Annotated in this window: 18 protein-coding genes; 7 read left to right on the top strand and 11 right to left on the bottom strand. The window is 70.7% G+C overall.

Going from position 1 to position 19,491, the window contains the following annotated elements; all coding sequences use genetic code 11:
- Positions 1-30: 30 nt before the first annotated feature.
- Positions 31-213: a hypothetical protein gene (locus ACTWP9_RS10065; protein WP_443245691.1), complete on the bottom strand. Its 183-nt coding sequence runs from the start codon at positions 211-213 to the stop codon at positions 31-33.
- Positions 214-902: 689 nt separating this feature from the next.
- On the opposite strand from ACTWP9_RS10065, the gene ACTWP9_RS10070 reads away from it, so the two are divergent.
- The 4 genes from ACTWP9_RS10070 to ACTWP9_RS10085 all read left to right on the top strand — a co-directional run bounded on the left by ACTWP9_RS10070 (position 903) and on the right by ACTWP9_RS10085 (position 5,501).
- Positions 903-1,475: a helix-turn-helix domain-containing protein gene (locus tag ACTWP9_RS10070; protein WP_443245692.1), complete on the top strand. Its 573-nt coding sequence runs from the start codon at positions 903-905 to the stop codon at positions 1,473-1,475.
- 44 nt (positions 1,476-1,519) lie between these two features.
- The gene (locus ACTWP9_RS10075; protein WP_443245693.1) at positions 1,520-2,962 is read left to right on the top strand and encodes an NAD(P)/FAD-dependent oxidoreductase; all 1,443 of its coding nucleotides are present in this window, start codon (positions 1,520-1,522) and stop codon (positions 2,960-2,962) included.
- Complete coding sequence (locus tag ACTWP9_RS10080; RefSeq protein ID WP_443245694.1) at positions 2,959-4,461, top strand: peptide MFS transporter; 1,503 nt, start codon at positions 2,959-2,961, stop codon at positions 4,459-4,461. Before ACTWP9_RS10075 ends, ACTWP9_RS10080 begins: the two co-directional genes overlap by 4 nt.
- Positions 4,462-4,628: 167 nt before the next feature.
- Positions 4,629-5,501 carry a hypothetical protein gene (locus ACTWP9_RS10085; protein ID WP_443245695.1) on the top strand — a complete coding sequence of 291 codons (873 nt, stop codon included), beginning with the start codon at positions 4,629-4,631 and terminating at the stop codon, positions 5,499-5,501.
- A gap of 194 nt (positions 5,502-5,695) precedes the next feature.
- On the opposite strand, the gene ACTWP9_RS10090 is transcribed toward ACTWP9_RS10085, so the two are convergent.
- Positions 5,696-6,394, bottom strand: coding sequence for an HAD family hydrolase (locus tag ACTWP9_RS10090; RefSeq protein WP_443245696.1), 699 nt, complete (start codon positions 6,392-6,394; stop codon positions 5,696-5,698).
- 114 nt (positions 6,395-6,508) lie between these two features.
- Here ACTWP9_RS10090 and ACTWP9_RS10095 point away from each other — a divergent pair, with 114 nt between their 5' ends.
- Both ACTWP9_RS10095 and ACTWP9_RS10100 read left to right on the top strand, forming a co-directional pair.
- Positions 6,509-8,077, top strand: a complete 1,569-nt coding sequence (locus ACTWP9_RS10095) for an FUSC family protein (RefSeq protein WP_443245697.1) — start codon at positions 6,509-6,511, stop codon at positions 8,075-8,077.
- A 102-nt stretch (positions 8,078-8,179) separates the two neighbouring features.
- Complete coding sequence (locus ACTWP9_RS10100) at positions 8,180-9,337, top strand: lactonase family protein (RefSeq protein ID WP_443245698.1); 1,158 nt, start codon at positions 8,180-8,182, stop codon at positions 9,335-9,337.
- Positions 9,338-9,492: 155 nt separating this feature from the next.
- Here ACTWP9_RS10100 and ACTWP9_RS10105 read toward each other — a convergent pair whose 3' ends face one another.
- From ACTWP9_RS10105 to ACTWP9_RS10120, 4 genes are all read right to left on the bottom strand, one after another.
- Positions 9,493-10,479 (bottom strand): hypothetical protein, encoded by a 987-nt coding sequence (locus tag ACTWP9_RS10105; protein ID WP_443245699.1) that lies wholly within the window; start codon positions 10,477-10,479, stop codon positions 9,493-9,495.
- 154 nt (positions 10,480-10,633) lie between these two features.
- Complete coding sequence (locus ACTWP9_RS10110; protein ID WP_443245700.1) at positions 10,634-11,821, bottom strand: N-acetylglucosamine kinase; 1,188 nt, start codon at positions 11,819-11,821, stop codon at positions 10,634-10,636.
- Positions 11,818-12,495, bottom strand: coding sequence for a uracil-DNA glycosylase (locus tag ACTWP9_RS10115; RefSeq protein WP_443245701.1), 678 nt, complete (start codon positions 12,493-12,495; stop codon positions 11,818-11,820). The genes ACTWP9_RS10110 and ACTWP9_RS10115 overlap by 4 nt, the downstream gene beginning before the upstream one ends.
- Before the next feature lie 85 nt (positions 12,496-12,580).
- Positions 12,581-13,690, bottom strand: coding sequence for a WD40/YVTN/BNR-like repeat-containing protein (locus ACTWP9_RS10120; protein WP_443245702.1), 1,110 nt, complete (start codon positions 13,688-13,690; stop codon positions 12,581-12,583).
- Positions 13,691-13,796: 106 nt separating this feature from the next.
- On the opposite strand from ACTWP9_RS10120, the gene ACTWP9_RS10125 reads away from it, so the two are divergent.
- Positions 13,797-14,807 (top strand): DUF6214 family protein, encoded by a 1,011-nt coding sequence (locus tag ACTWP9_RS10125; protein WP_443245703.1) that lies wholly within the window; start codon positions 13,797-13,799, stop codon positions 14,805-14,807.
- Between the two features lie 9 nt (positions 14,808-14,816).
- Here ACTWP9_RS10125 and ACTWP9_RS10130 read toward each other — a convergent pair whose 3' ends face one another.
- The 5 genes from ACTWP9_RS10130 to ACTWP9_RS10150 form a co-directional block, all read right to left on the bottom strand.
- Entirely contained in the window at positions 14,817-15,539 is a 723-nt protein-coding gene (locus ACTWP9_RS10130) for a TetR/AcrR family transcriptional regulator (RefSeq protein WP_443245704.1), read from the bottom strand.
- A 493-nt stretch (positions 15,540-16,032) separates the two neighbouring features.
- Entirely contained in the window at positions 16,033-16,731 is a 699-nt protein-coding gene (locus ACTWP9_RS10135; protein WP_443245705.1) for a phosphatase PAP2 family protein, read from the bottom strand.
- 115 nt (positions 16,732-16,846) lie between these two features.
- On the bottom strand, positions 16,847-17,785 hold the full coding sequence (locus tag ACTWP9_RS10140) for a M56 family metallopeptidase (protein WP_443245706.1): 939 nt from the start codon (positions 17,783-17,785) through the stop codon (positions 16,847-16,849).
- Between the two features lie 94 nt (positions 17,786-17,879).
- Positions 17,880-18,500, bottom strand: a complete 621-nt coding sequence (locus tag ACTWP9_RS10145; protein ID WP_443245707.1) for a DUF5134 domain-containing protein — start codon at positions 18,498-18,500, stop codon at positions 17,880-17,882.
- Between the two features lie 104 nt (positions 18,501-18,604).
- Positions 18,605-18,985, bottom strand: coding sequence for a hypothetical protein (locus ACTWP9_RS10150; protein ID WP_443245708.1), 381 nt, complete (start codon positions 18,983-18,985; stop codon positions 18,605-18,607).
- Between the last annotated feature and the right edge of the window lie 506 nt (positions 18,986-19,491).

Here is a 19,491-nt window from a genome sequence, read left to right on the forward strand (position 1 = left end):
CTCGGGCGAAAGATGCCTCTTGATCCTTGGTCAGTTCTGCGGTGTCAGGGTGCGAAGTACGCAGAACTCGTTGTCCTCCGGGTCTTGGACGTGGCGATGGATGCTGAGGCAGTTTGCGAGGCCGAGGAAGGCTTCGTGGACGTCGTCGCGTCGTTCCCAGCGGATTCGTGGGCGACGGAAGCCGTACAGCCAGGAGATCGTGCGCTCGCCCAAGCACCGGAAGATGCCGGCCCCCTACGTCGCCCGCTCCGCACGCAGATGCCGCAACAGAGCTGAGATGAGCCGCGCTGCGGCCCTCGGCGAGGGCGGCGGCTTGTGGCAAGCCCTTCGCCTAATGGCACCTGCTGTGGACCGCTGGCACCCGTCAGTCTGGGCTCGGCCCTGGACGATCGCATGAAGCACGCAACGCGCAGGGGGCCTACGGGGACGACTTCTTGGGCTTCCACAGCGAGGCCGTGGTCACGTACGTCCGCAGGTTGTTGTTCCGAGGTGAAGAGTTTGGTACTTCTCTGGACCGACCGGGTCGACAAGCACACGCGCAGGACGGTGATGGGGTTGCTGTGGCCATCCCCAGAGGGGATGGCCACAGCCCCGACTGGTGCATGTCGGAAGCTGGTTGACCTGGGTCGCCCTGACGGAGTTTGGCGGATACGAACGTCGACAACGCGAGACGCCGGGTCAGGTTGTCGTTCTTCGGCTGACCCCGCCCGCCGAGGCGGCAGGGGAGCAGCGGAGTAGGGACCGGACTCGCCGTCCGCAACCTCGTCGAGCGCTCGCTCCACCGGTTCGACAGCTCCGGACCATCGCCACCCGTTTCGGCGAACCTGCGCCCTCATCAAAGAAAACTTAGATGAGAGCAGATTTCATTGTGGTGAGGACAAACCACTGTTAGGTTCTCGCCCATGCCGAATGACCAGCCCGACTCCCGTTCCGGCGTCGGTGCCCGGCTGCGCCGGCGCAGACGGGCCCTTCATCTGACACTCAAGGACCTGGCCCACCAGACCGGTCTCACCGAGGGATACCTCTCCCAGGTCGAGCGCGATCAGGTGAACGCGAGCGTGCGCACGCTTCAGCGGTTGTGCGAGGTCCTCAAGCTCAACGTCGGTGACCTCTTCGATCAGGGCGGAGCCGTGGCCAGTCCGGTTCTGCGGTTCCGTGACGCCCATGGCATGTCGTTCGGTGAGGGCGCAACGAAGATCAAACTCACTCCCGGGGCCTTCGATCACCTGGAGGTGCTCCTCGGCCATTTCGCTCCGGGCGGTTCCACCGGTGTGGAGCCGTACACCCATGGCAGCTCCGAGGAGCTGCTCCTGGTGCTCTCCGGTGAGGTGGAGGTGTGGGTCGGCGAGCAGCACCACAGGCTCTCCGCGCTGGATTCGATCCACTACCTCAGCAGCGACCCCCACCGCGTCGCCGAGACCACCGGGACGCAAGAGGCCCGGGTCCTGTGGGCGATAGCACCCCCCACCTACTGAGTCCGCACTGCCGGATCACCGCCCGTCCACCGTTGGAGACAGCCATGAGCGCCTACCGAAACGGCGAAATCTCGCACTGGATGAGGGCCTCCCGCGCCGCGAACGGCCGGACCGGCTCCTCGGACCGCCGGTCCGGCGGCCTGCCCGAGGCGATGCAGGACCTCGTCATCGTCGGCGGCGGTCTGACCGGACTGTGGACCGCCTATCACGCCGCCGTGGAACGCCCCGGAGCGAAGATCACCGTTCTGGAGGCGAAGGAGGTCGGCTACGGCGCCTCCGGACGCAACGGCGGCTGGCTCTCAGCTCTCGTTCCGGGCAACCGGGCCGTGTACGCCAAGGCCGCGCGCAAGCGGGGGAAGGACGGTGCCGCCGCCGTCACCTCTTTCCAGCGTGAGATGGACGGCGCCATCGACGACACGCTCCGCATACTTCAGGAGGAGGGGATCCAGGCGGATCAGCACCGGGGCGGGCACCTGCGCGTGGCCACCACACCGGCCGCGCTGAAACGCCTGGAGCTGACCCACGCGGCGGACCTCGCAGCCGGATACCGCCCGGAGGACCTCGAACTCCTCGACGCCGACGCCGTCAAGAAACGGGTGGCCATCGCCCCGGCGCTGGGCGGCCTGCTGACCCGCACCACCGCATGCGTCGACCCCGCCAAGCTCACACACGGGCTCGCGGAGGCCGTGGAGGCCAAGGGCGTACGCATCCTCGAAAACACGCGCGTCACACGCATCGCGCCCGGTGCCGTGACCACCACGCGCGGAACCGTATCTGCCGCGACCGTCCTGACCTGCCTGGAGGCGTACTCCGGAGCGGTCGACAGCGAAGCGCGCGGTCTCGGCAAGCGCGAGATCATCCCCGTGAACTCCTCGATGATCGTCACCAATCAGCTGCCCGAACAGATCTGGGAACGGATCGGCTGGCAGGGCCGGGAATGCCTCGGCGATGCCGCGCACACCTTCGTCTACGCACAGCGCACCGCCGACGACCGCATCGCCATCGGCGGCCGCGGCACGCCCTACGCCTTCAACTCCCGAACCCCCGGCCAGGGCCGGGTGGACGCCCGCACCGTGCGCACCCTGAGCGAACGGATCCGACTGTTCTTCCCCGGCCTGCAGTTCACCGTCGAACACGCCTGGCGAGGTGCCATCGGCGTGACCCGCGACTGGTGCGCCGGAATCACCTTCGACCCCGCCACCGGGATCGGCGTCGCGCGCGGTTTCGCCGGACACGGCGTGACCGCGACCCACCTGGCCGCGCGGACCCTCCTCGACAGGGCAGCCGGACGCGACACCGCGCTGACCCGGCTGCCGTGGAACGACCACGACTCCGGACGCTGGGAACCCGAACCGCTGCGCTGGCTCGGAGTCCACGCCATGTACCGGCTCTTCGGCGTCGCCGACCGGTGGGAGGAGAGCCGGCACTCCCAGAACACCTCGCTCATCGCCCGTTTCGGTTCACGACTGGCAGGACTCAGCGAATGAGAAACACACCGCACCAGACCACCACGGCAGTCGACCCCGAGACCCGCGAGACACCGGCCGAGGCATCCGGTCAGCCCTTCCGGCGCGGCCTGCTGAGCATGGCCTTCACCGAACTGTGGGAGCGCTATTCCTTCTACGGTCTGCAGGGAATTCTCTCGTTCTACCTGCTCTACGCACTTGCGGACGGCGGTCTCCACCTGGACCCGGCCTTCGCGTCAGGCATTGTCGGCGCCTACGGCGGCGCTGTCTATCTGTCCCAGATCCTTGGCGCATGGCTGGGTGATCGGCTCGTCAGCCCGCAGAAAATGGTGCTGTACGGCGCTGTCGTCATCACCGCCGGACACGTGGTTCTCGCCTTCGTCCCCGGCTTTGCCGGGCTGGGCGTCGGGCTCGTCTGCATCGTCCTGGGCACCGGCGCGCTGAAGACGAACATCACCTCGATCGTCGGCTTCATCCTGGACCAGAACGAACGCTACCGGGACGCGGGCTTCTCCTACTTCTACATGGCGATCAACATCGGTGCGGTGGTCGGCCCGCTCACCACCGGTCTCGCTCAGAACGAACTCGGCTTCCACTACGGGTTCGGGCTCGCCGCGATCGGCATGGCAGCGGCGCTCGTCCAGTACATCGCCTCCATGAAGAGGCTCCCCGAGCGCGCCCGGATCGTGAACAACCCCCTGCCCGCCAACCGTCGTCCGCTCGCCGTGCTGGCGGCCCTCGTCTTCCTCGCCGCCGTCGGTGCCGCCGTCGCGACCGGCCTGCTCCGTGCGCAGAACCTGTCCACCGTGGTGACCGTCGCCTCGCTGGTGGCCGCAGCCGCCTATTTCCTCACCATGACCACGTCGTCGGCAGTCGGCCGGGACGAGCGCCGACGCATCCTCGGCTACCTTCCTCTCTTCCTGGCCTCCGGGGTGTATTTCGGCTTCCTGTTCCAGAAGTTCACCGCGATCTCGATCCTCATCACCGAACGCATCGATCTGAAGATCGGCGGCTGGACATTCCCGGTCGCCTGGATCACAACCGTCAGCCCGCTGGCGGCCGTTCTCATCACCCCGCTCGTCGCGAGAATGTGGAAAACCCTGGGGGAGCGACAGCCCGGAACGGTGGCCAAGGTCGCCATCGGACTGACCCAGATCGGCTGCGCCTATCTGTTCCTGCTCATCATCTCCGAGGCGACCGGAGACGCCGATATCCCGCTGATCCTCATTCTTCTGTTCATGATGGCGGCCGGTTCCTCCGAGGTCTTCGTCGGCCCGATCGGGCTGTCCCTGGCCACGAAGATCGGCCCCGAGAAATTCCGTTCGCAGATGGTCGGCCTGAACTTCCTCACGCTTGCCCTGGGCTCGTCCCTGGCGGGCCTGCTCGGCCAGCTGTTCGCCGCGATCGACAACGCTTCCTACTTCACCCTCACTGCTGTATGCGGCGTCGCAATCGGCCTGGTCCTGTTCCTCGTGCGCCGGCCTGTGGGCCGTCTGCTGGGGGCCGGGCTGGAGCACTGACCGGGAGAAAGGGGGCCCGATGGTGCTTCGCGTCCGCTCCGGCGATGGGCCGGTATCGCCTGCCGCGCGTAACAGCTCTGAGTGATGTGTCACGAGCCGGTATACGTCTCGTAGAGGACACCCACCTGGTGAATGTGCGGAAGTGCAGTTCACTTAGGGTACCGATCATGTCTCAGTCAAAGGCACTCCAGCACACAGCCCAGCACCGGCAGTCCGCCCCGATGCCGTCCCGCCGAACGAAGAAGACCCTGATAGTGGCCGCCGGTATCGGCCTCGCCGTTGCCCTGAGCGGGTGCAACGAAGACGTCGGCAAGTCCAAGAAGAAGGGCTCCGACGCCGCGGGGTCGAAGACGCCCTCGGAGAAGAAGACGCCCTCGGAGAAGAAGACGCCCTCGGCGAAGTCGTCGCCGCCCTCCGCCCCGAAGAGCCCCTCGGGCAAGAAGCCGTTGGTCGCGGGATGGCAGACACAGACCTCGCAGAAGCACCACTTCCGCTATGACGTGCCCGCCAAGGCGAAGAAGTGGAAGCTCCTCACCGAGAGCACGGCGCTCTCCTACACGGACAAGGAGGGCAAGCCGATCGTCGTCATGACCGGAACGGGCAACTACCGTGAAGGCGGCTGCGCGTCGAGCCCCAACCCCAAGGCATTCGGCGAGGCGGGCAAGGGACAGCTCGCCACCGTCGGCACCACAGGCGGCGGCAAGGACGGCACCCTCCAGGAGAACGCTCGTAACTGGGCGGGCAACTGGGGCTTCGCCGCGTACGGCGGCGAGGACCACAAGCCCAAGATCAAGGTCAGCAAGGCCCAGCCGTGGAAGCAGGGCGGTATCAACGGCTACACCGCGACCGCCCAGGTCACGGTCACCCACCGGCCCAGCTCATGCGTCCCGGCGAAGGCAGTGGTGCACAGCATCGCGCAGAAGCTCCCCGACGGCACCATGCACGGCTGGGTGATCTACGCGGACCAAGGAGTTCCGAAGGCGCTGAAGGCCGCCGAGATCAAGAAGATCATGAGCACTGTCCGGTCCACGGACAGCTGATCCATCAGCACCCTCCGGACCACGCCGGAGGGTGCACCACGCTGTGCGGCGGGAGTCTTTCGAGCGCTCCCGCCGTCGGACACCGGACGGTTCCTGCATCGTCGGAGATCGTCGTCGGAGACCGGTCGGTCAGGACAGCTCAGCAGTCGATCAGCGAACGATCAGCGGTCGATCACCGACGCATCAACGGCGGATCAGCGACCTGTCGGCCGGCCGGCGATCCAGTCGTGGACCTTCTGCGCGTCGAACTCGCGCTGGCCGCCCGGGAACAGCAGATCGGCGGCGGCGACGGCCGGATCCGTCGCATGGGCGGGCACGTACGGAACGGCCACGCACCACATCCCGGCGCGGTGGGCCGCCTCCGCGCCGGGCGGGGCGTCCTCGATGACGACGCAGTCGGCGGGGGAGACGTCGAGCCTGCGGGCCGACTCCAGGAAGACGTCTGGCTCGGGCTTGCCGCGTGCCACCTCCTCCGCCGACACCCGGAGCGGCAGCAGTGCATCCAGGCTGGTGGCTCCCAGTACGGCGTCGATGGCGGCGCGCGACGACCCGGAGGCGACGGCGAGGGGATGTCCGGCCGCGTGGAGGCGCTCCACGAGCTTCCGCATCTCGGGGAATACCTCGGTCCCCGAGCGCGCTAGCTCCAGATACAGACGGTTCTTCTCCGCCAGCAGCTGGTCCACGGACGCCGTGAGCCCGTGTTCGCGGCGGAGCGTCTCAAGGGTCCCCCGGGTGCCGATCCCGACGAACCGCGAGTGGTCTTCCCAGGTGAAGCCGGGGACGCCGTGCGCGGCGAGCAGGCGCCTGCCCGCCTCGTAGTAGTGCGGCTCGCTGTCGACGAGGGTGCCGTCCAGGTCGAAGACGACCGCGGGGCCGGCAGGAGAACCGATCATGCGCCCCAGCATGCCAAACGCGTGCGATTTGGCCGCAGGTGGGAAGGGGTGCTTTCCTCTTCGTACCAGCATGTGGACACGTGGTCGGCCAGGTAAGCCCGGATTGGAGGGGTTTTGGAGAAGTCGCTTCGGAAGCCCGGGGGACGAACCCCAGCACATCTCCTCCGTCGCACCGTCGCGACACTCGGTCCAGAGCGCTCCCTCAGGGTGCGTGTTTCGTCGCGCGCCGTCGTCGGCATCGGACTGGCAGTCGCCGGCTGCGCGCTCAGCGGACTCCCGCTGCAGGCCGTCGTCGCAGGCGGCCTGGTAGCGCTCCTCGCGCTGTTCACCGTCGCGGACACCACCGTGCGCGGGCAGGCCGTCACCACGGCACTGCTGCCGGTCGCCGGTTTCCCCGTCCTCGCACTGGCCGCGCTCCTGCACGAGCTGCCGCTCGCCAGGGATGCCACGTTCCTCGCTGTGGTCTTCGCCGGGGTCTATGCCCGGCGCTGGGGGTCGCGCGGCAACGCGCTCGGGATCTTCGCATTCATGGAGTTCTTCGCTGCGCAGTTCCTGCACACCGGCCCCGAGCGGCTTCCGGAGACCCTGGCCGCGGGCCTGCTCGCCCTCGTCGCCGCCGCGCTCACCCGTTTCGTCCTGTGGCCCGTCGAACGTGGCACCGGCCCGCAGCCCGCGATCGTGCCGGTGGGCGGCCGAGGGCTGAGCCGTCCCACCACGCGGCAGGCGTTCCAGGCGCTGTTCGCCTGCGGGTTCGCGCTGGCCGCCGGGCAGGCGCTCTCCCTGGACCGCTGGTACTGGGCGGTCGGCGCCGCCTGGTGGATCTTCGTGAACACCGCCTCCCGCGGTGAGACGCTCGTCCGCGGCTTCCGCCGGGTCCTCGGCACCGTCACCGGGCTCGCCGCCGGGCTGCTCGTCGCCGTGCCTGCGGACGGTGCTGTGGCTCCCACCCTCGCCGTCGTGGCCTGCTGCGTTTTCGGGATCTTCTACACGGCGCCGCTGTCGTACTCGTGGATGATGTTCTTCGTGACCCTCATGGTCGGCATGCTCTACGGCCTGCTGGGTGTGCTCCACCCGGGCCTGCTCGGGCTGCGTCTCGAAGAGACCGCCGTGGGCGCTGTGGGCGCGGTGCTCGCCGTCGCTGTGGTGCTGCCCGTCACCACGCACGCCGCGACAGAGGTGTGGATACGGCGGGCGGTGCACTGCGTCCACGAGTGCGCCCTCGACGCGGCGCGCCGTCTGGCGGGGGAGAGCGGCGACGGACCAGAGGCCCGCATCGCCGAGCTGGAGCTGCTGCTGGGGCGCGTACGCCTGTCGGTCGCGCCGCTCGTGCACCCGCTCAGCCCCATGCGTGCCCGCAAGGCGAGGGCCCGGCAGGTGCTGGCCCTCCTGGACGACTGCGCCCGCCAGGTCCGCGGCCTGGCGGAGGCCGCCGCAGATCCGGCCGCCTCGCACGACGCGCGGCTCACGGCAGCCTGTGAGCGTGTGGAGGACGCCGTACGCCGCCTGGCGGCCCCCGCGCCGGCCCCGGACGGCACAGCGCCGAGTGCCCTCGCTCCGGCTGCCGCTGCCGCCGTCGAGCCGCCGACGCCGGGTGACCGTGCCCTGGCGCACCTGCATGCGCTGGAAAACGCCCTCCACCAGCTCGCCGCGCCGCTGCACACACCTCCGAGGACGACTGCCTAGCAGGCTGGGGCGGTCACCAGGCCGTAGGGCTATGGTCCAGACCAAAGGACCGTTGCCTGTTACCGTCATGCACCCGGACACGGCAGCGAAGGGGGCGGCACGATGGCTGACGGTGCGGAGAGCCGACTACGGGCGTACATCGGGTCGTTCACCTCGGCGGGAGGCCGCGGGATCACCACGGCAGCCCTCGACCACCGCACCGGCGCGCTCACCGCGCTGCACCATACGGAAGGCGCCGTCACCGACCCCTCGTTCCTGGCCCTGGCGCCCGGAGGGGACGTCCTCTACGCCGTCAGCGAGACCGACCAGGGCGGAGCGGCGGCCTTCTCCCTCGACGGCTCTCCGCCCGGCACCGCACCTGTCGACGAGCCGGGAGCGTCCTTCGACGACACTGTCCACGGCCCCGGCCTGCTCGGCGGCACCGTGCCCGTGGCCGGTGCCGGACCCACGCACCTCGCCGTGACCGGGCGCGCCCTCTACACCGCGAACTACACCTCGGGCAGCGTCACCGCACTCCCGCTGCGCGCCGACGGCAGTCCGGGCACTCGTGCACTCACCCACCAGCATCGCGGCCGGGGACCGGTGGCGGAGCGGCAGCAGGAGCCGCACGCGCACTCCGTCGTCCCGGACCCGTCCGGACAGTGGCTGCTCTCCACCGATCTGGGAACCGATTCGGTGTGGATCTACGACCTGCGGGGAAAGGAAGCCGGTCTGCGGCTCCACCGCGAGATCCCGCTGCGCGCCGGAACCGGCCCCCGCCACCTGGCGTTCGCGCCGGGACTACCCGGGCAGCAGGCCACGCTCCGGCGTGCGTACGTCGTCAACGAGCTCGACTCCACCGTGACGACCTGCCGTTGGAACGCCGACAAGGGCGAGCTGGAACCACTCGGCGAGACGCGTCTCCTGCCACCCGAGCGCGCAGCAGCCCCCAACTACCCCTCCGCGCTCGCCCTCTCGCCCGACGGCCGCTTCTCCTGGGCCGCCAACCGGGGCGACGACAGTGTGACCGTCCTCGACCTGACCTCGGCAGCTCTTCCGGAATACGTAGCCACCGTGCCCTGCGGCGGCCACTGGCCTCGCGACCTGGCCGTACACCCGACGGGTCGCCTGCTCTACGCCGCCAACGAGCGCTCGGGCGACGTCACCTGGTTCGAGGTCGACCCTGTCACCGGAACCCCGCTCCTGGCCGGATCCCTCACCGCTCCGGCCGCCTCATGCGTCGTCTTCGGGCAGGCAGTCGGTGAGCGGGGAGCAGGGTGAGCAGTGAAGCAGGAGAGCGGACGAGCGGGGGGAGAGAGCCGCGCCGAGTCGCCACGGTGGTGACGGCATGAGCATCGCCGATACGGGCCGGAGAGCGCACTCCCCGGCCCGTATCGGCTTCTGCACGCCGACAACGACCCGCGTGGTGTGGGCGCTCAGCGCACCGGTGCGCCCTGCCGGGCCTGCGGCTGGGCGATGCCGGCCTTGGCTGCGTATGTGGAGGCCACCAGCTTGCCCAGCGCGGGGTAGGCACCCAGCGGCTCGGCCGTCGAGCAGCTCGCTTCCTCGGCCGCCGCCTCCAGCAGCCCCTCGGCGATCTCCGGGCCGATCAGGCACGGGGCGATGGCCAGCTGCTGCGAGCCGGAGTTGCGCAGCTGCTCGGCAGTGTGCTGGACGGCGCCCTCGTCGTCGAGCGCCGTGGCGAGAACCGGTACCGCCAGCCGGGCCGCCAGCAGCATGCCGGTGATCCCGGCCGCCTGCACGGCCTCCTCGCCGCCCACGGTCGCCAGGATGATCCCGTCGGCTGCCGTCGCCACCGTGAACAGCCGCGCCCGGTCGGCACGCGCCAGGCCCGCCTCGGAGAGCCGCACATGTACGGCCTCGGCGAGCAGCGGGTGCGGCCCCAGCACGTCGGTCAGCTCGGCACCGGAACCGCTGTTGAGGACCTCCTGGCGGATCCGCCGCAGCTGCGCGGCGTCCGGGCCCGCCAGCAGCGGTACCACCACGGCGGGCAGGCCGTCGTCGGCCTCCTCACGCGCGGGCGCGGCCACTGCGGTCTCGCCCTCCTGCGCCGCGGCCTCCTCCGCCTCCGCCATGGCGGCCGCCTCGCGCGCGTACCGGCGGCGGGTCGCGCGGTCGGTCACCGCCTGACTGAGAGCGGAGCGGATGGTCGGGAACTCCTCGCCGTCGCCCTCGGTGAATCCGACGCGCGCGTCGAGACCGGGCAGCTCCGAACGCGCGATACTCAGCGTTTCCTCAGCGAGGCTGCGCGTGGCGCTGGAGGGTGTGCCGGGGACAGCCAGAACCAGTGCCGGCGCGCCCTCGGGGGCGACGACGGGCTCCGGTCGGCGGTGCCGTCCGGGCTGGCGGGGACGTGGCATTCGTACGGGCAGGCCATTGTCCGGTCCTGTGGGGGAGCTCATGCGCCCGCATGCTAATGCCTTCATCGGCTTGACTGTTCGGCCGGGGGAGACCGATGGGCTTATGTCCCGATTCATCCAGGAGGAGTAGTGGCGGGCTCCGGTCGCCCGGCGCAGCGGTGCCGTGCGCGCCCGGGAAGGGCACGCTACCGGTCTCCTACGCGACCGACAGCAGCGCCGGGTCCGAAGGCAGTGCGAGCCCCCCGACCGCCAGCCGCGCGGCGATCAGCAGCGCGCCGTCCAAGGGCCCGCCGGCCGCTTCGACGACCCGGGTTCCAGGACGCTGCTCCGCCAACTCCGCGCGCAGCGGTCCGAGCAGCGCCTCACCGAGCTTGACCAGCCCTCCGGTGAAGGCGACCCTTGCCTCCCCATCGGCTCCCTCGGCTGCTTCCGCGGAACCTGCCGAGCCCTCCCCGGCACGGGACGCGTCACCTTCGCCCGGGCGCACGGGAACAGCTCCGCGCGGGCACACCGCGACAGCGCTCGCGGCGATCTCCCGCGCTGCCTCCCGCATGATCCCCGCCGCGACCGGGTCCTCCGCCGCGGACCGTGCCACCTCCGGGGCGAACGAGGCCAGGACGGCGGCCCGGTCCGTACGCGGATACAGCTGCCCCGGCAACGTGCTGAGCGGCGCACCGAACAGTGCCTCAGCCTGGGCCCGCAACGCGTCCGAGCCGCCCGTACGGCCGTCGAAGGCGCGCAGCGCGGCCTCCAGCCCTGCGCGGCCGATCCAGGCGCCGCTGCCGCAGTCGCCCAGCAGATGTCCCCAGCCGTCGGCGCGCCGCCAGGACCGCAGGTCTGTGCCCATGGCGATCACGCCAGTTCCGGCAGCCACCACGGCGCCGGGCCGTTCGCCGAGTGCACCTGCGTACGCCGTCACCGCATCCGCCGCCAGTGCCAGCCGTCGCACCCCGAACGCCTCCGCCAGCATGCCCGGCAGCTCGGCCCGCAGCTCCGCACCGAGGGTCGCCATTCCGGCGGCGCCCACACAGGCAGCGGCGATGTGCGCAGCCCCGCTGTCGTCCGAACCGGCCCCGGCGTCCGCCAGCAGCGAGCGCACCGCGGGCACCAACTGCTCCGCCATGTGCGCCGCGTCGATGCCCGCAGCACCGGTACGCACCGGCTCCGGGCAGGTGAGGGCACCGACGACCTCCGGAGCCCCGCTCGGGCCCCCGGACGCCCCCGCGCCCCCCGTACGCTCAGCGCCCGCGCCCGCGCTCGTGCGTTGCCGCGCCAGGGCGACCCGCAGCCCGGATCCGCCCGAGTCGACGCCGAGCAGCCACCCGCCCGCGACGTACGGGGAGCTGCCCGTGCCGTCGACGGCTCCCCCCGCAGCCGGGCTCACGGCAGGCGCCAGTCCACGGGGTCGGTTCCCTGCCGGGTCAGCAGATCGTTGACCCGGCTGAACGGACGGGAGCCGAAGAAGCCCCGGTCCGCCGACATCGGTGAGGGGTGTGCGGACTCGACCGCCGGCAGCTCTCCCAGCAGCGGGCGTAGATTCCTGGCGTCCCTGCCCCACAGCACCGACACCATCGGGCGCCCCCGACCCACCAGCGCACGGATCGCCTGCTCGGTGATCTCCTCCCAGCCCTTTCCGCGGTGTGCCGCGGGCTGGCGCGGCGCCGTCGTCAGCGCCCTGTTGAGCAGCAGTACTCCCTGCTTCGTCCAGGGCGTCAGGTCGCCGGACGAGGGCCGGGGAAGCCCGAGATCGCTGTTCATCTCCCGGAAGATGTTCTCCAGACTGCCCGGCAGACGCCGGACCTCCGGCGCCACCGAGAAGGACAGCCCCACCGCGTGCCCCGGCGTCGGATACGGGTCCTGGCCGACGATGAGGACACGCACCTCGTCGAAGGGCTGCTGAAACGCCCGTAGGACATTCGCCCCCGACGGTAGGTAGGTTCTCCCCGCCGCGACCTCCGCACGGAGGAAGTCGCCCATCGCGGCGATCCGTTCGGCAACCGGCTCCAGCGCCTTCGCCCAGCCTGGTTCGACAATTTCGTTCAACGGTCGTGCAGCCACGAGCCGTCACTCTACTGGCTCAGCGACCCGGCCCGGCCCGCTCGCCGGAAACCGTCGTCCTCCGCCGCGTCGGTCGGTCACCGGCTCAGTCGATCACCGCCGCCCGCACGCACAGCACGTCTGGCAGGTGTGAAGCCAACTGCCGCCAGCTCTCGCCCTCGTCCGCGCTGGCAAAGACTTCTCCGTTGCGGTTGCCGAAGTAGACCCCTGCCGGGTCGGCGTCGTCGGTGCACAGCGCGTCCCGCAGCACCGGTCCGTAATGCGCCGCCTCGGGCAGGCCCGTGCCCAGCGCCTCCCAGCTCTCACCGGCGTCCTGGGTGCGGTAGACGCGGCAGCGATGCTCCGCCGGGACCCGGTCCGCGTCCGCGTTGAGCGGGAAGAGGTAGGCCACGCCGCCGCGCCGTGGGTGGGTGGCGACGGGAAAACCGAAGTCCGAGGGGAGGGAGTCGCCGATCGACTGCCAGCTCGTGGCGTTGTCGTCGCTGCGGAAGACTCCCCAGTGGTTCTGCAGAAAGAACCGGTCGGGGTTCTCCGCGTCCCGGGCGATCTTGTGCACACACTGTCCGTACTCGGGGTAGCGCATGCTCTCGGGCAGGAAGACCGCGGAGACGCCCCGGTTGCACGGCTCCCAGCTCTCACCGCCGTCCGCCGTGCGGTAGGCGCCGCCCGTCGAGACGGCGACCGTCATACGCCGCGCGTCCCGTGGGTCGATCAGGATCGTGTGGAGCCCCAGCCCGCCACCGCCGGGCTCCCACTCCTGGCGCGTGGGATGCTCCCACAGCGAGCGGACGAGCTCGAAGGACTCGCCGCCGTCCGTCGAGCGGAACAGCCCCCCGGGTTCCGTCCCGGCGTACACCACCCCTGGCTCGCTCTCTCCTCCCGGCTGCAACTGCCACACCCGCTCCAGGGAGGTTCCGGTGTCCTTCGGATACTTGACCGGAGGCTGTTCGGGCTCCTTCCAGGTCTTGCCCAGGTCGTCGGAGTGGAAGACCGACGGGCCCCAGTGCGCGCTGTCGCCCCCGGCCAGCAGTCTGGGCGGCCCGGAGCCGCGCCGGTCGACGGTGAAGGAGTAGACGGCCTGCGCATTGAAATGCGGGCCGGTGAATTCCCAGTCGCCCGAACCCCGTCGGCCGGCCTTCTGCCGGGCGAGGAACAGGCCCTTTCTCGTACCTACCGCGAGCAGTACATCCGCCATTGCGGCACCGCCTTCGAGACGTCGTTGTCTGAGGTACGGAACAGTCTGCACCCGGCCACTGACACTCGCCCCTGGCCTGCGCGGATGTTCTGAGGGGCCCGCCAGGATGCTCGGCCGGGGCGGGTGCCCCGCCGCCCGTACGGCGGCAGCCGGTGCGCCGTTCGGGCTGCCGTGGCCTCCGTCGTCAGGGTTGCCCTCCGTCCGGCCGAGCGTGCCGCGCCGCCCGGTGCCGGGCGGCCGGGTCTACGGTGCCGACGTGTCGGAGAGATCCTCTTGCTCTTGCTACTCGTCGGATCACTCGTACGAACGGGGTGGCTGCCCGCCGGACGGCGACCCGCTGGTGCCGCCATGCCCGGCGTGGAAGCTACGGGGGTACGGCACCGGCGCAGGCCCCGGCCCGCACGCCGCCGGGACCCAGCCGCCCTGGTTCGCCGTCGGTGTCAGCCGCGCGGACGGTACCCAGGTGGAGGTGGTGGCCGCCGTGGTGGACGGCCGGGTCCGCCTGGAGGAGGTGCGGGCCGATCCGCCCCTGCCCCTCCAGGAGTTCGCCAGGCTCGCGCCGTGTCTCCGGGAGCCGCTGACGAAGGCGTGCCCATCGGCCATCCGGCCGCCGCAGACCGACCCCACGTCCCGAACGACGGGGGCCTGCGCACTGCCTGCGGCGCAGCTGCCTGTGTCGTCACCACACGCGGCACCGGCCCTTTCGGAGCCGCCCCCGCCCCCGCCCCCGCCGGCTCCGGGAACCCCATCGTCCCCGCCGGCTCCGGGAACGCCGCCGTCTGCGCCGGCTCCGGGAACGCCGCCTCCCTCTCCGGCCTCGCCCCCGACGCCGTACCAGTCGCCGCCCCTGCCATCGGCCCCGCCACCGCAGCCGGCTCCCGCAGCGCATATGGGGTCGTCCCCCGCGCGGGCCAGGGGCCGGAGGCGACCGCGTGCGCCACGGGGCCGGGAGGCGCTGCGTGCGGCAGCCGAGGCGTACAGCGCGGCCCGGGAACGGGGTCAGGATCCCGTGCTGGCCGTCATGCGCATCACCGGGCACAGCCGGCGCAAGTCGTTGCGCGTCATCGCGAGTGCCCGTGATGCGGGCCTGCTGAGCCCGCGCCACGCGCGCCGCTGATCACAGAGCTCATTCCCGCTGATCCTTTGCCGCCCGCTGTCCGGGGCTCACCTCCCAGCCGCACGGCCGCAGCCGCTGCAAGCGCCGGACGCATGCCGCGGGCGACGCCTGGCTCATGCCTTTCTCCGCCTGGTCGGGCGGTATTCCCTGCTCCCACCTGAGGCCGTACCGGGCGAACAGCTCGCCCCGTAGCCGCTCCAGTGGCATCGGCGCGCCGGGCAGCAGAACCGCGACGACAGAGCCCATCAGATTGGCGCGCAGCAGTGGGTAGTCGGTGTCCGGGTCGGGGGAGCCGTACCGGACCACAGCGGCCCGCAGCAAGGAAGCAAGGCGCTGCTGCTCGTCGCACTGGACGAACCCCTCCTGTTGCAGGATGCCCGCCATATGGGCGCGCATCAGCACCGGCTGATCACACGCCAGTCCCAGTACGGCGTCGATGGCCCGCGCCAGCATCTCCTGCCCACCGTCCGGCCCTTCGGGCAGTGGGCCGCGGTCCAGCGCCTCGGCGAGCGTGAGATGCATCAGCCGGTGCACCGCCGACTGGAACAGCTGCCGCTTTCCCGGGAAGTAGTACGAGATCAGGCCGCGTGCCGACCCCGCCCGGTCGGCGATCGCCCCCAGCGTCGTCGACTCGTAGCCGCGCTCGGCGACCAGCTCGACGGTCGCCTGAAGGAGGCGCTCGCGCGAGCGTCGGCGCAACTCTTCATTGACCGATGCGCTCCGGGGGGACATGCTGGACTCCTGCGTTGACTGGCTGGCAGCCAATATACTCAGCACGACTTCGGGTGTTCGCGTCCCCTTGCGAGCGTGGAGCACGACGCCCGGTACAGCGGCCGATATCGGGGCGACGCGGGGGATCGCCCCGGTATCGGCGTCGACCAGGTGGCTCGGCGAGGTGGACCGGTCAGGTTCCGACGAGAGTTGCCGAGCGTCCCGACAGCGGCAGCCGCAGGCCCGACTCTAGAGGACGCACGCCTCCCCAACACCCCTCCCGCAGCCCTCACTTTCTCCGGCCGACGTCCGAACACCGGCCCATGGGTGCGTTGCTGCGGATGTGGCGGCGGGCATCGAGGACGTACCGAGGCCGGGGCAGAACCATGAGGGGCGGCCAGGATCCTCGACTTCCACAAGCCCGGCGCCGGCCGGGGTCGACAACGTGCGGGGCGGGGCCCGTAGGCTCCGAGCCCTCCGAGACGGGCCCTGAAGCCCCGCTGAGGGGCCTGCGCTAGCCTCTTCGGCCCGCGGGGTCCGGCAGCCGCTCACCGGGCCGCAGAGCCTCCCACGCCGCGGCGGACGCCAAAGCCACCGCCGTTCCCAGCAACACGCCGACCACCGTGTCCGTCAGCCAGTGCACGCCGAGCCACACCCTGGTGAATGCCACGCCAATCACGGACACCACCGCGACGGCGACCGCCGGCCGCCACCACGCGTCGCTCAGCGGCGCTCCCCGTTCGCGCCACAGCCACAGCAGCACCACACACACCAATGCGGCAGTCATCGCGTGCCCCGACGGCATCGCGGCGTACTCCGCGGAGTCCACCGGCTGCCGCCACCGCGGGCGTTCCCTCCCGAGCGCAGCTTTCATGCCCTGCTGCACCCCCGAGCCGACCAGCGCCGTCCCCGCGACCCAGTACGCCGGCAGACGTTCCCGGCACCACATCAGCCGCACGAACACCACCGCCAGCAGCAGCCGGAACGTCCACGGGTCCCACACCCAGTCGGTGAGGATCCGCATGGTCCGGGTCAGTGCGGGGTGCTCCAGCGCGACTGTGTGCAGCCCGGATGCGGTGCCCCGGTCGAGCGCGGCCAATGGCTGCCACGGCAGCAGTGCCAGAACGGTCAGCAGGACGCCGGCGGCACCCAGTGCGGCGGCCACTCCGGCCAGCCACACGCCGGGCGCACTCGGACGGGTCGCACTACTCATGTGCCGATCATCGCCTTTGCCGTCCGTGACAGCACAATTCACGGGCACGCCCTTCCGGCAGCTCATGGATACGTTCCTCCGCGGCCGGCCCCGCACCGGCCGCCTGCGCAGCGCGTCAGCGCAGTGCGGACAGACCCGGAGCGACTGCCACGAGCAGTGGGATCACCGGCACCAGAGACGCCATCGCCGTCATCCGCAGTCTGCGGCTGACCGGCAGTCGCGGAGCGGGCGAGAGCAGCCGGTGCACCCGCTGCGGCACCATCGCCAACGGAGCCGGACAGGGGCCGAAGATTCCCCGGCCCTCGTTGAGTTCCACCAGCGCCAGCGCGATCGTCAGCCTGCCGTAACGGCGGGAGGCGGCATCGTCCGCGGCCAGCTCCACCAGCCTGTGCACCTGATCGCGGAAGCCTGCGAAGACCGGTACCCGGGAGAAGCCGGTGGCCAGTGCGGCGGAGCAGTTCAGCAGCCAGTCGTGCCGCGCCCGCGCGTGCCCTTGCTCATGCTCCACCACCGCGTCCAGCTGCCGTCCCTTGAGCCGCCGCAGCGCACCCGTGGTGATGACCAACTGCGGGGTGGCACCCGGAAGCCACCAGGCATCCGGTTTCTCGTCCTCCAGGACGAGCAGCCGTTCGCTCGACGAGGTGTCCTCGCCCGGCAGTTGGGGTGCCCGCTCCCGCAGCTCCGCGCGTCGCCTGCGGCGCGTGGCCCGCGCGTCCCTGATCTCCCGCAGCAACATCGCGCCCGTCCAGGCACCCCCGCATGCCAGCAGCACGCACAGGGCCCCCGACCACGGGGTGTACGCGCCGGAGGTGTACGCCTCCGCCACTCCATGCGGGGCCCCCGCAAAGACGTGACTGCGCACCACGGTGAAGGCGGCGGCACCCGAGAGGGCCATAGCCAGTACACAGCACAGCAGTACAGCCCCGACAACGCACTGCCACACCCACAGGGCGAGCACCGGCTCCCGGTCGGGCCACGTGCAGCGGGTCAGTGCGCGCGGTGCGAGACCCGCGGCGAACAGGGCGAGCACCATCAGCGCGAGCGGGACCGTCATAACGCTCAGCCTAAGAGGCTGTTACGAGACAGTGATATGCCCGACAGTGGAGAAGTGATGCGGCTCACTGCACAGCCGCGTTCCGACAGCCTGCTCACACCGTCAGCAGCATCGCGAACATCCCCGCTCCCATGGCCACTCGGCATCCGGCCGCGACCCCGGCCTGCCGCACCACGGGCAGCGCCATGGGCCGCCGGCCGCCGTCGGCGCCCGCCGTGGCCATGCTGCCCGCCCCTGCTGCTACGGGCATCAGGCGCGTGCCCGTCCACAGCACGTACACCGCGAAGTACATCAACAGCACGCCCGTCACCATGGGTACGCCGCCGGCTCCGGGGTGGTGCGCGCCAGTACCGGAGGAGGCGCCGAGAGCCATACAAAGTGCCACGTACACCATCGCCGCGCTGCCCAGTACATGGTGCAGATGCCACGCCCGGCAGGCGACCCGGTGCCTTCCGCCCGTCACCAGCCACAGCTCACGCGCCAGCAGCAGACCGAAGGCCGCGGTGAAGGCCCATGCCGCTGTCGTGTGCAGCACTGGTGCCCCGCCCCCCAGCGCCGGCACGGCCATGGCCGCCATCCCGAAACCCATCGCCGCCTCGCTCTGCGCCTCTGCCCGCTGTCCGCGTTCCGCGTGCCGCGCCCGCAGTACGCACGAGGCGCCCGTCGCCGCACAGAGCGCCACCAGCAGCCACCCGATCGTGGCAGGGCCGTGCATCCGCTCACCTCCTGGCTCGCGGAGAGGCTGCCCCGCCCCGTACCGCATACGGGAGCGCACGGGAGCAACGAGGGCGCGTCGCAGCAGGGGCTGTTCGCTGCTGCTCAGCGGGGGCGGGGACTGGTGTGGCCCATCATTTCGGAGGCTTCCGGCAACGGCATGCCCAAGTCCTGGTGGAGGATACGGGCCTCGTCCGCATGGTCGGGCAGGAACGAGCGGTCCTGGTGCCCTGTCCGGCTCTCGACGTCCTCCTGCCCGTCCCGTTCCTCCTCCGCGGCGCCCGCGTGGGTGCGGATGTGACGGTTGAGGAGCCGCCAGGCATAGGCGTTGGTGTGCGGGCTCCGCAGCGCCTGGTCCCATTGGTCGGCCAGTTCGGCGAAGGCCAGCCGTACGGCAGTGTCCGCCTGTCGTGCATCGGACAGGCGGCTGTGTGCGTACTCCCGATACCGGTGTTGGTAAAGAGCACAGAATGCAGCGAACTCCACTGGTACATCTCGTTCGGGTTCCGGGCTGTTGTGCTTCCGTCCGGTGTCCGGCTGCGCCGAATTCGCAGTGCAGTGGTGTTCGCACGGCAAGGGCATACGAACGCTCAACGTTCTCTTCCCCTCCCATTCCCTCCGTTACGGACCCCCTCCTGCCGGAAGCTACAGCTCCGGATGGGCCGCACGCCACGAGTGCCTGTCGCGTGCAAATTCATCGGCAATTGCATGAGCAGCTGCCATGAACGGAGGACATCGGCACGTCGAACTGCCAGGCGAGGAAGAGCCGTATTTTCTTTCCCCTGTGATCGAAGGTGACCGTCTTGAGCGATGCCGGGACCGCTTTCGATGCGGCATCTGGCCACTCGCCGCAATCACGTCCGCGATGGCGATGGTGGCAACCGTCGAGGTGCGGCGCGTGAATTTCACCCGTCAGGGTGGCGAACCGGCATCGCGTCCGAATCCGCCCGGATGTCCCCTTCCGGCTCCCCGAGCAGCGGCAGCCGGATCGC

This window comes from Streptomyces sp. 3N207 (assembly GCF_052246355.1).
GTDB lineage: Bacteria > Actinomycetota > Actinomycetes > Streptomycetales > Streptomycetaceae > Streptomyces.

Coding starts and splice junctions, on each gene's coding strand:
- ACTWP9_RS10070 (WP_443245692.1), top strand. CDS start 903: ATGCCGAATGACCAGCCCGACTCCCGTTCCGGCGTCGGTGCCCGGCTG.
- ACTWP9_RS10075 (WP_443245693.1), top strand. CDS start 1,520: ATGAGCGCCTACCGAAACGGCGAAATCTCGCACTGGATGAGGGCCTCC.
- ACTWP9_RS10080 (WP_443245694.1), top strand. CDS start 2,959: ATGAGAAACACACCGCACCAGACCACCACGGCAGTCGACCCCGAGACC.
- ACTWP9_RS10085 (WP_443245695.1), top strand. CDS start 4,629: ATGTCTCAGTCAAAGGCACTCCAGCACACAGCCCAGCACCGGCAGTCC.
- ACTWP9_RS10090 (WP_443245696.1), bottom strand. CDS start 6,394: ATGATCGGTTCTCCTGCCGGCCCCGCGGTCGTCTTCGACCTGGACGGC.
- ACTWP9_RS10100 (WP_443245698.1), top strand. CDS start 8,180: ATGGCTGACGGTGCGGAGAGCCGACTACGGGCGTACATCGGGTCGTTC.
- ACTWP9_RS10105 (WP_443245699.1), bottom strand. CDS start 10,479: ATGAGCTCCCCCACAGGACCGGACAATGGCCTGCCCGTACGAATGCCA.
- ACTWP9_RS10120 (WP_443245702.1), bottom strand. CDS start 13,690: ATGGCGGATGTACTGCTCGCGGTAGGTACGAGAAAGGGCCTGTTCCTC.
- ACTWP9_RS10125 (WP_443245703.1), top strand. CDS start 13,797: ATGCTCGGCCGGGGCGGGTGCCCCGCCGCCCGTACGGCGGCAGCCGGT.
- ACTWP9_RS10130 (WP_443245704.1), bottom strand. CDS start 15,539: ATGTCCCCCCGGAGCGCATCGGTCAATGAAGAGTTGCGCCGACGCTCG.
- ACTWP9_RS10135 (WP_443245705.1), bottom strand. CDS start 16,731: ATGAGTAGTGCGACCCGTCCGAGTGCGCCCGGCGTGTGGCTGGCCGGA.
- ACTWP9_RS10140 (WP_443245706.1), bottom strand. CDS start 17,785: ATGACGGTCCCGCTCGCGCTGATGGTGCTCGCCCTGTTCGCCGCGGGT.
- ACTWP9_RS10145 (WP_443245707.1), bottom strand. CDS start 18,500: ATGCACGGCCCTGCCACGATCGGGTGGCTGCTGGTGGCGCTCTGTGCG.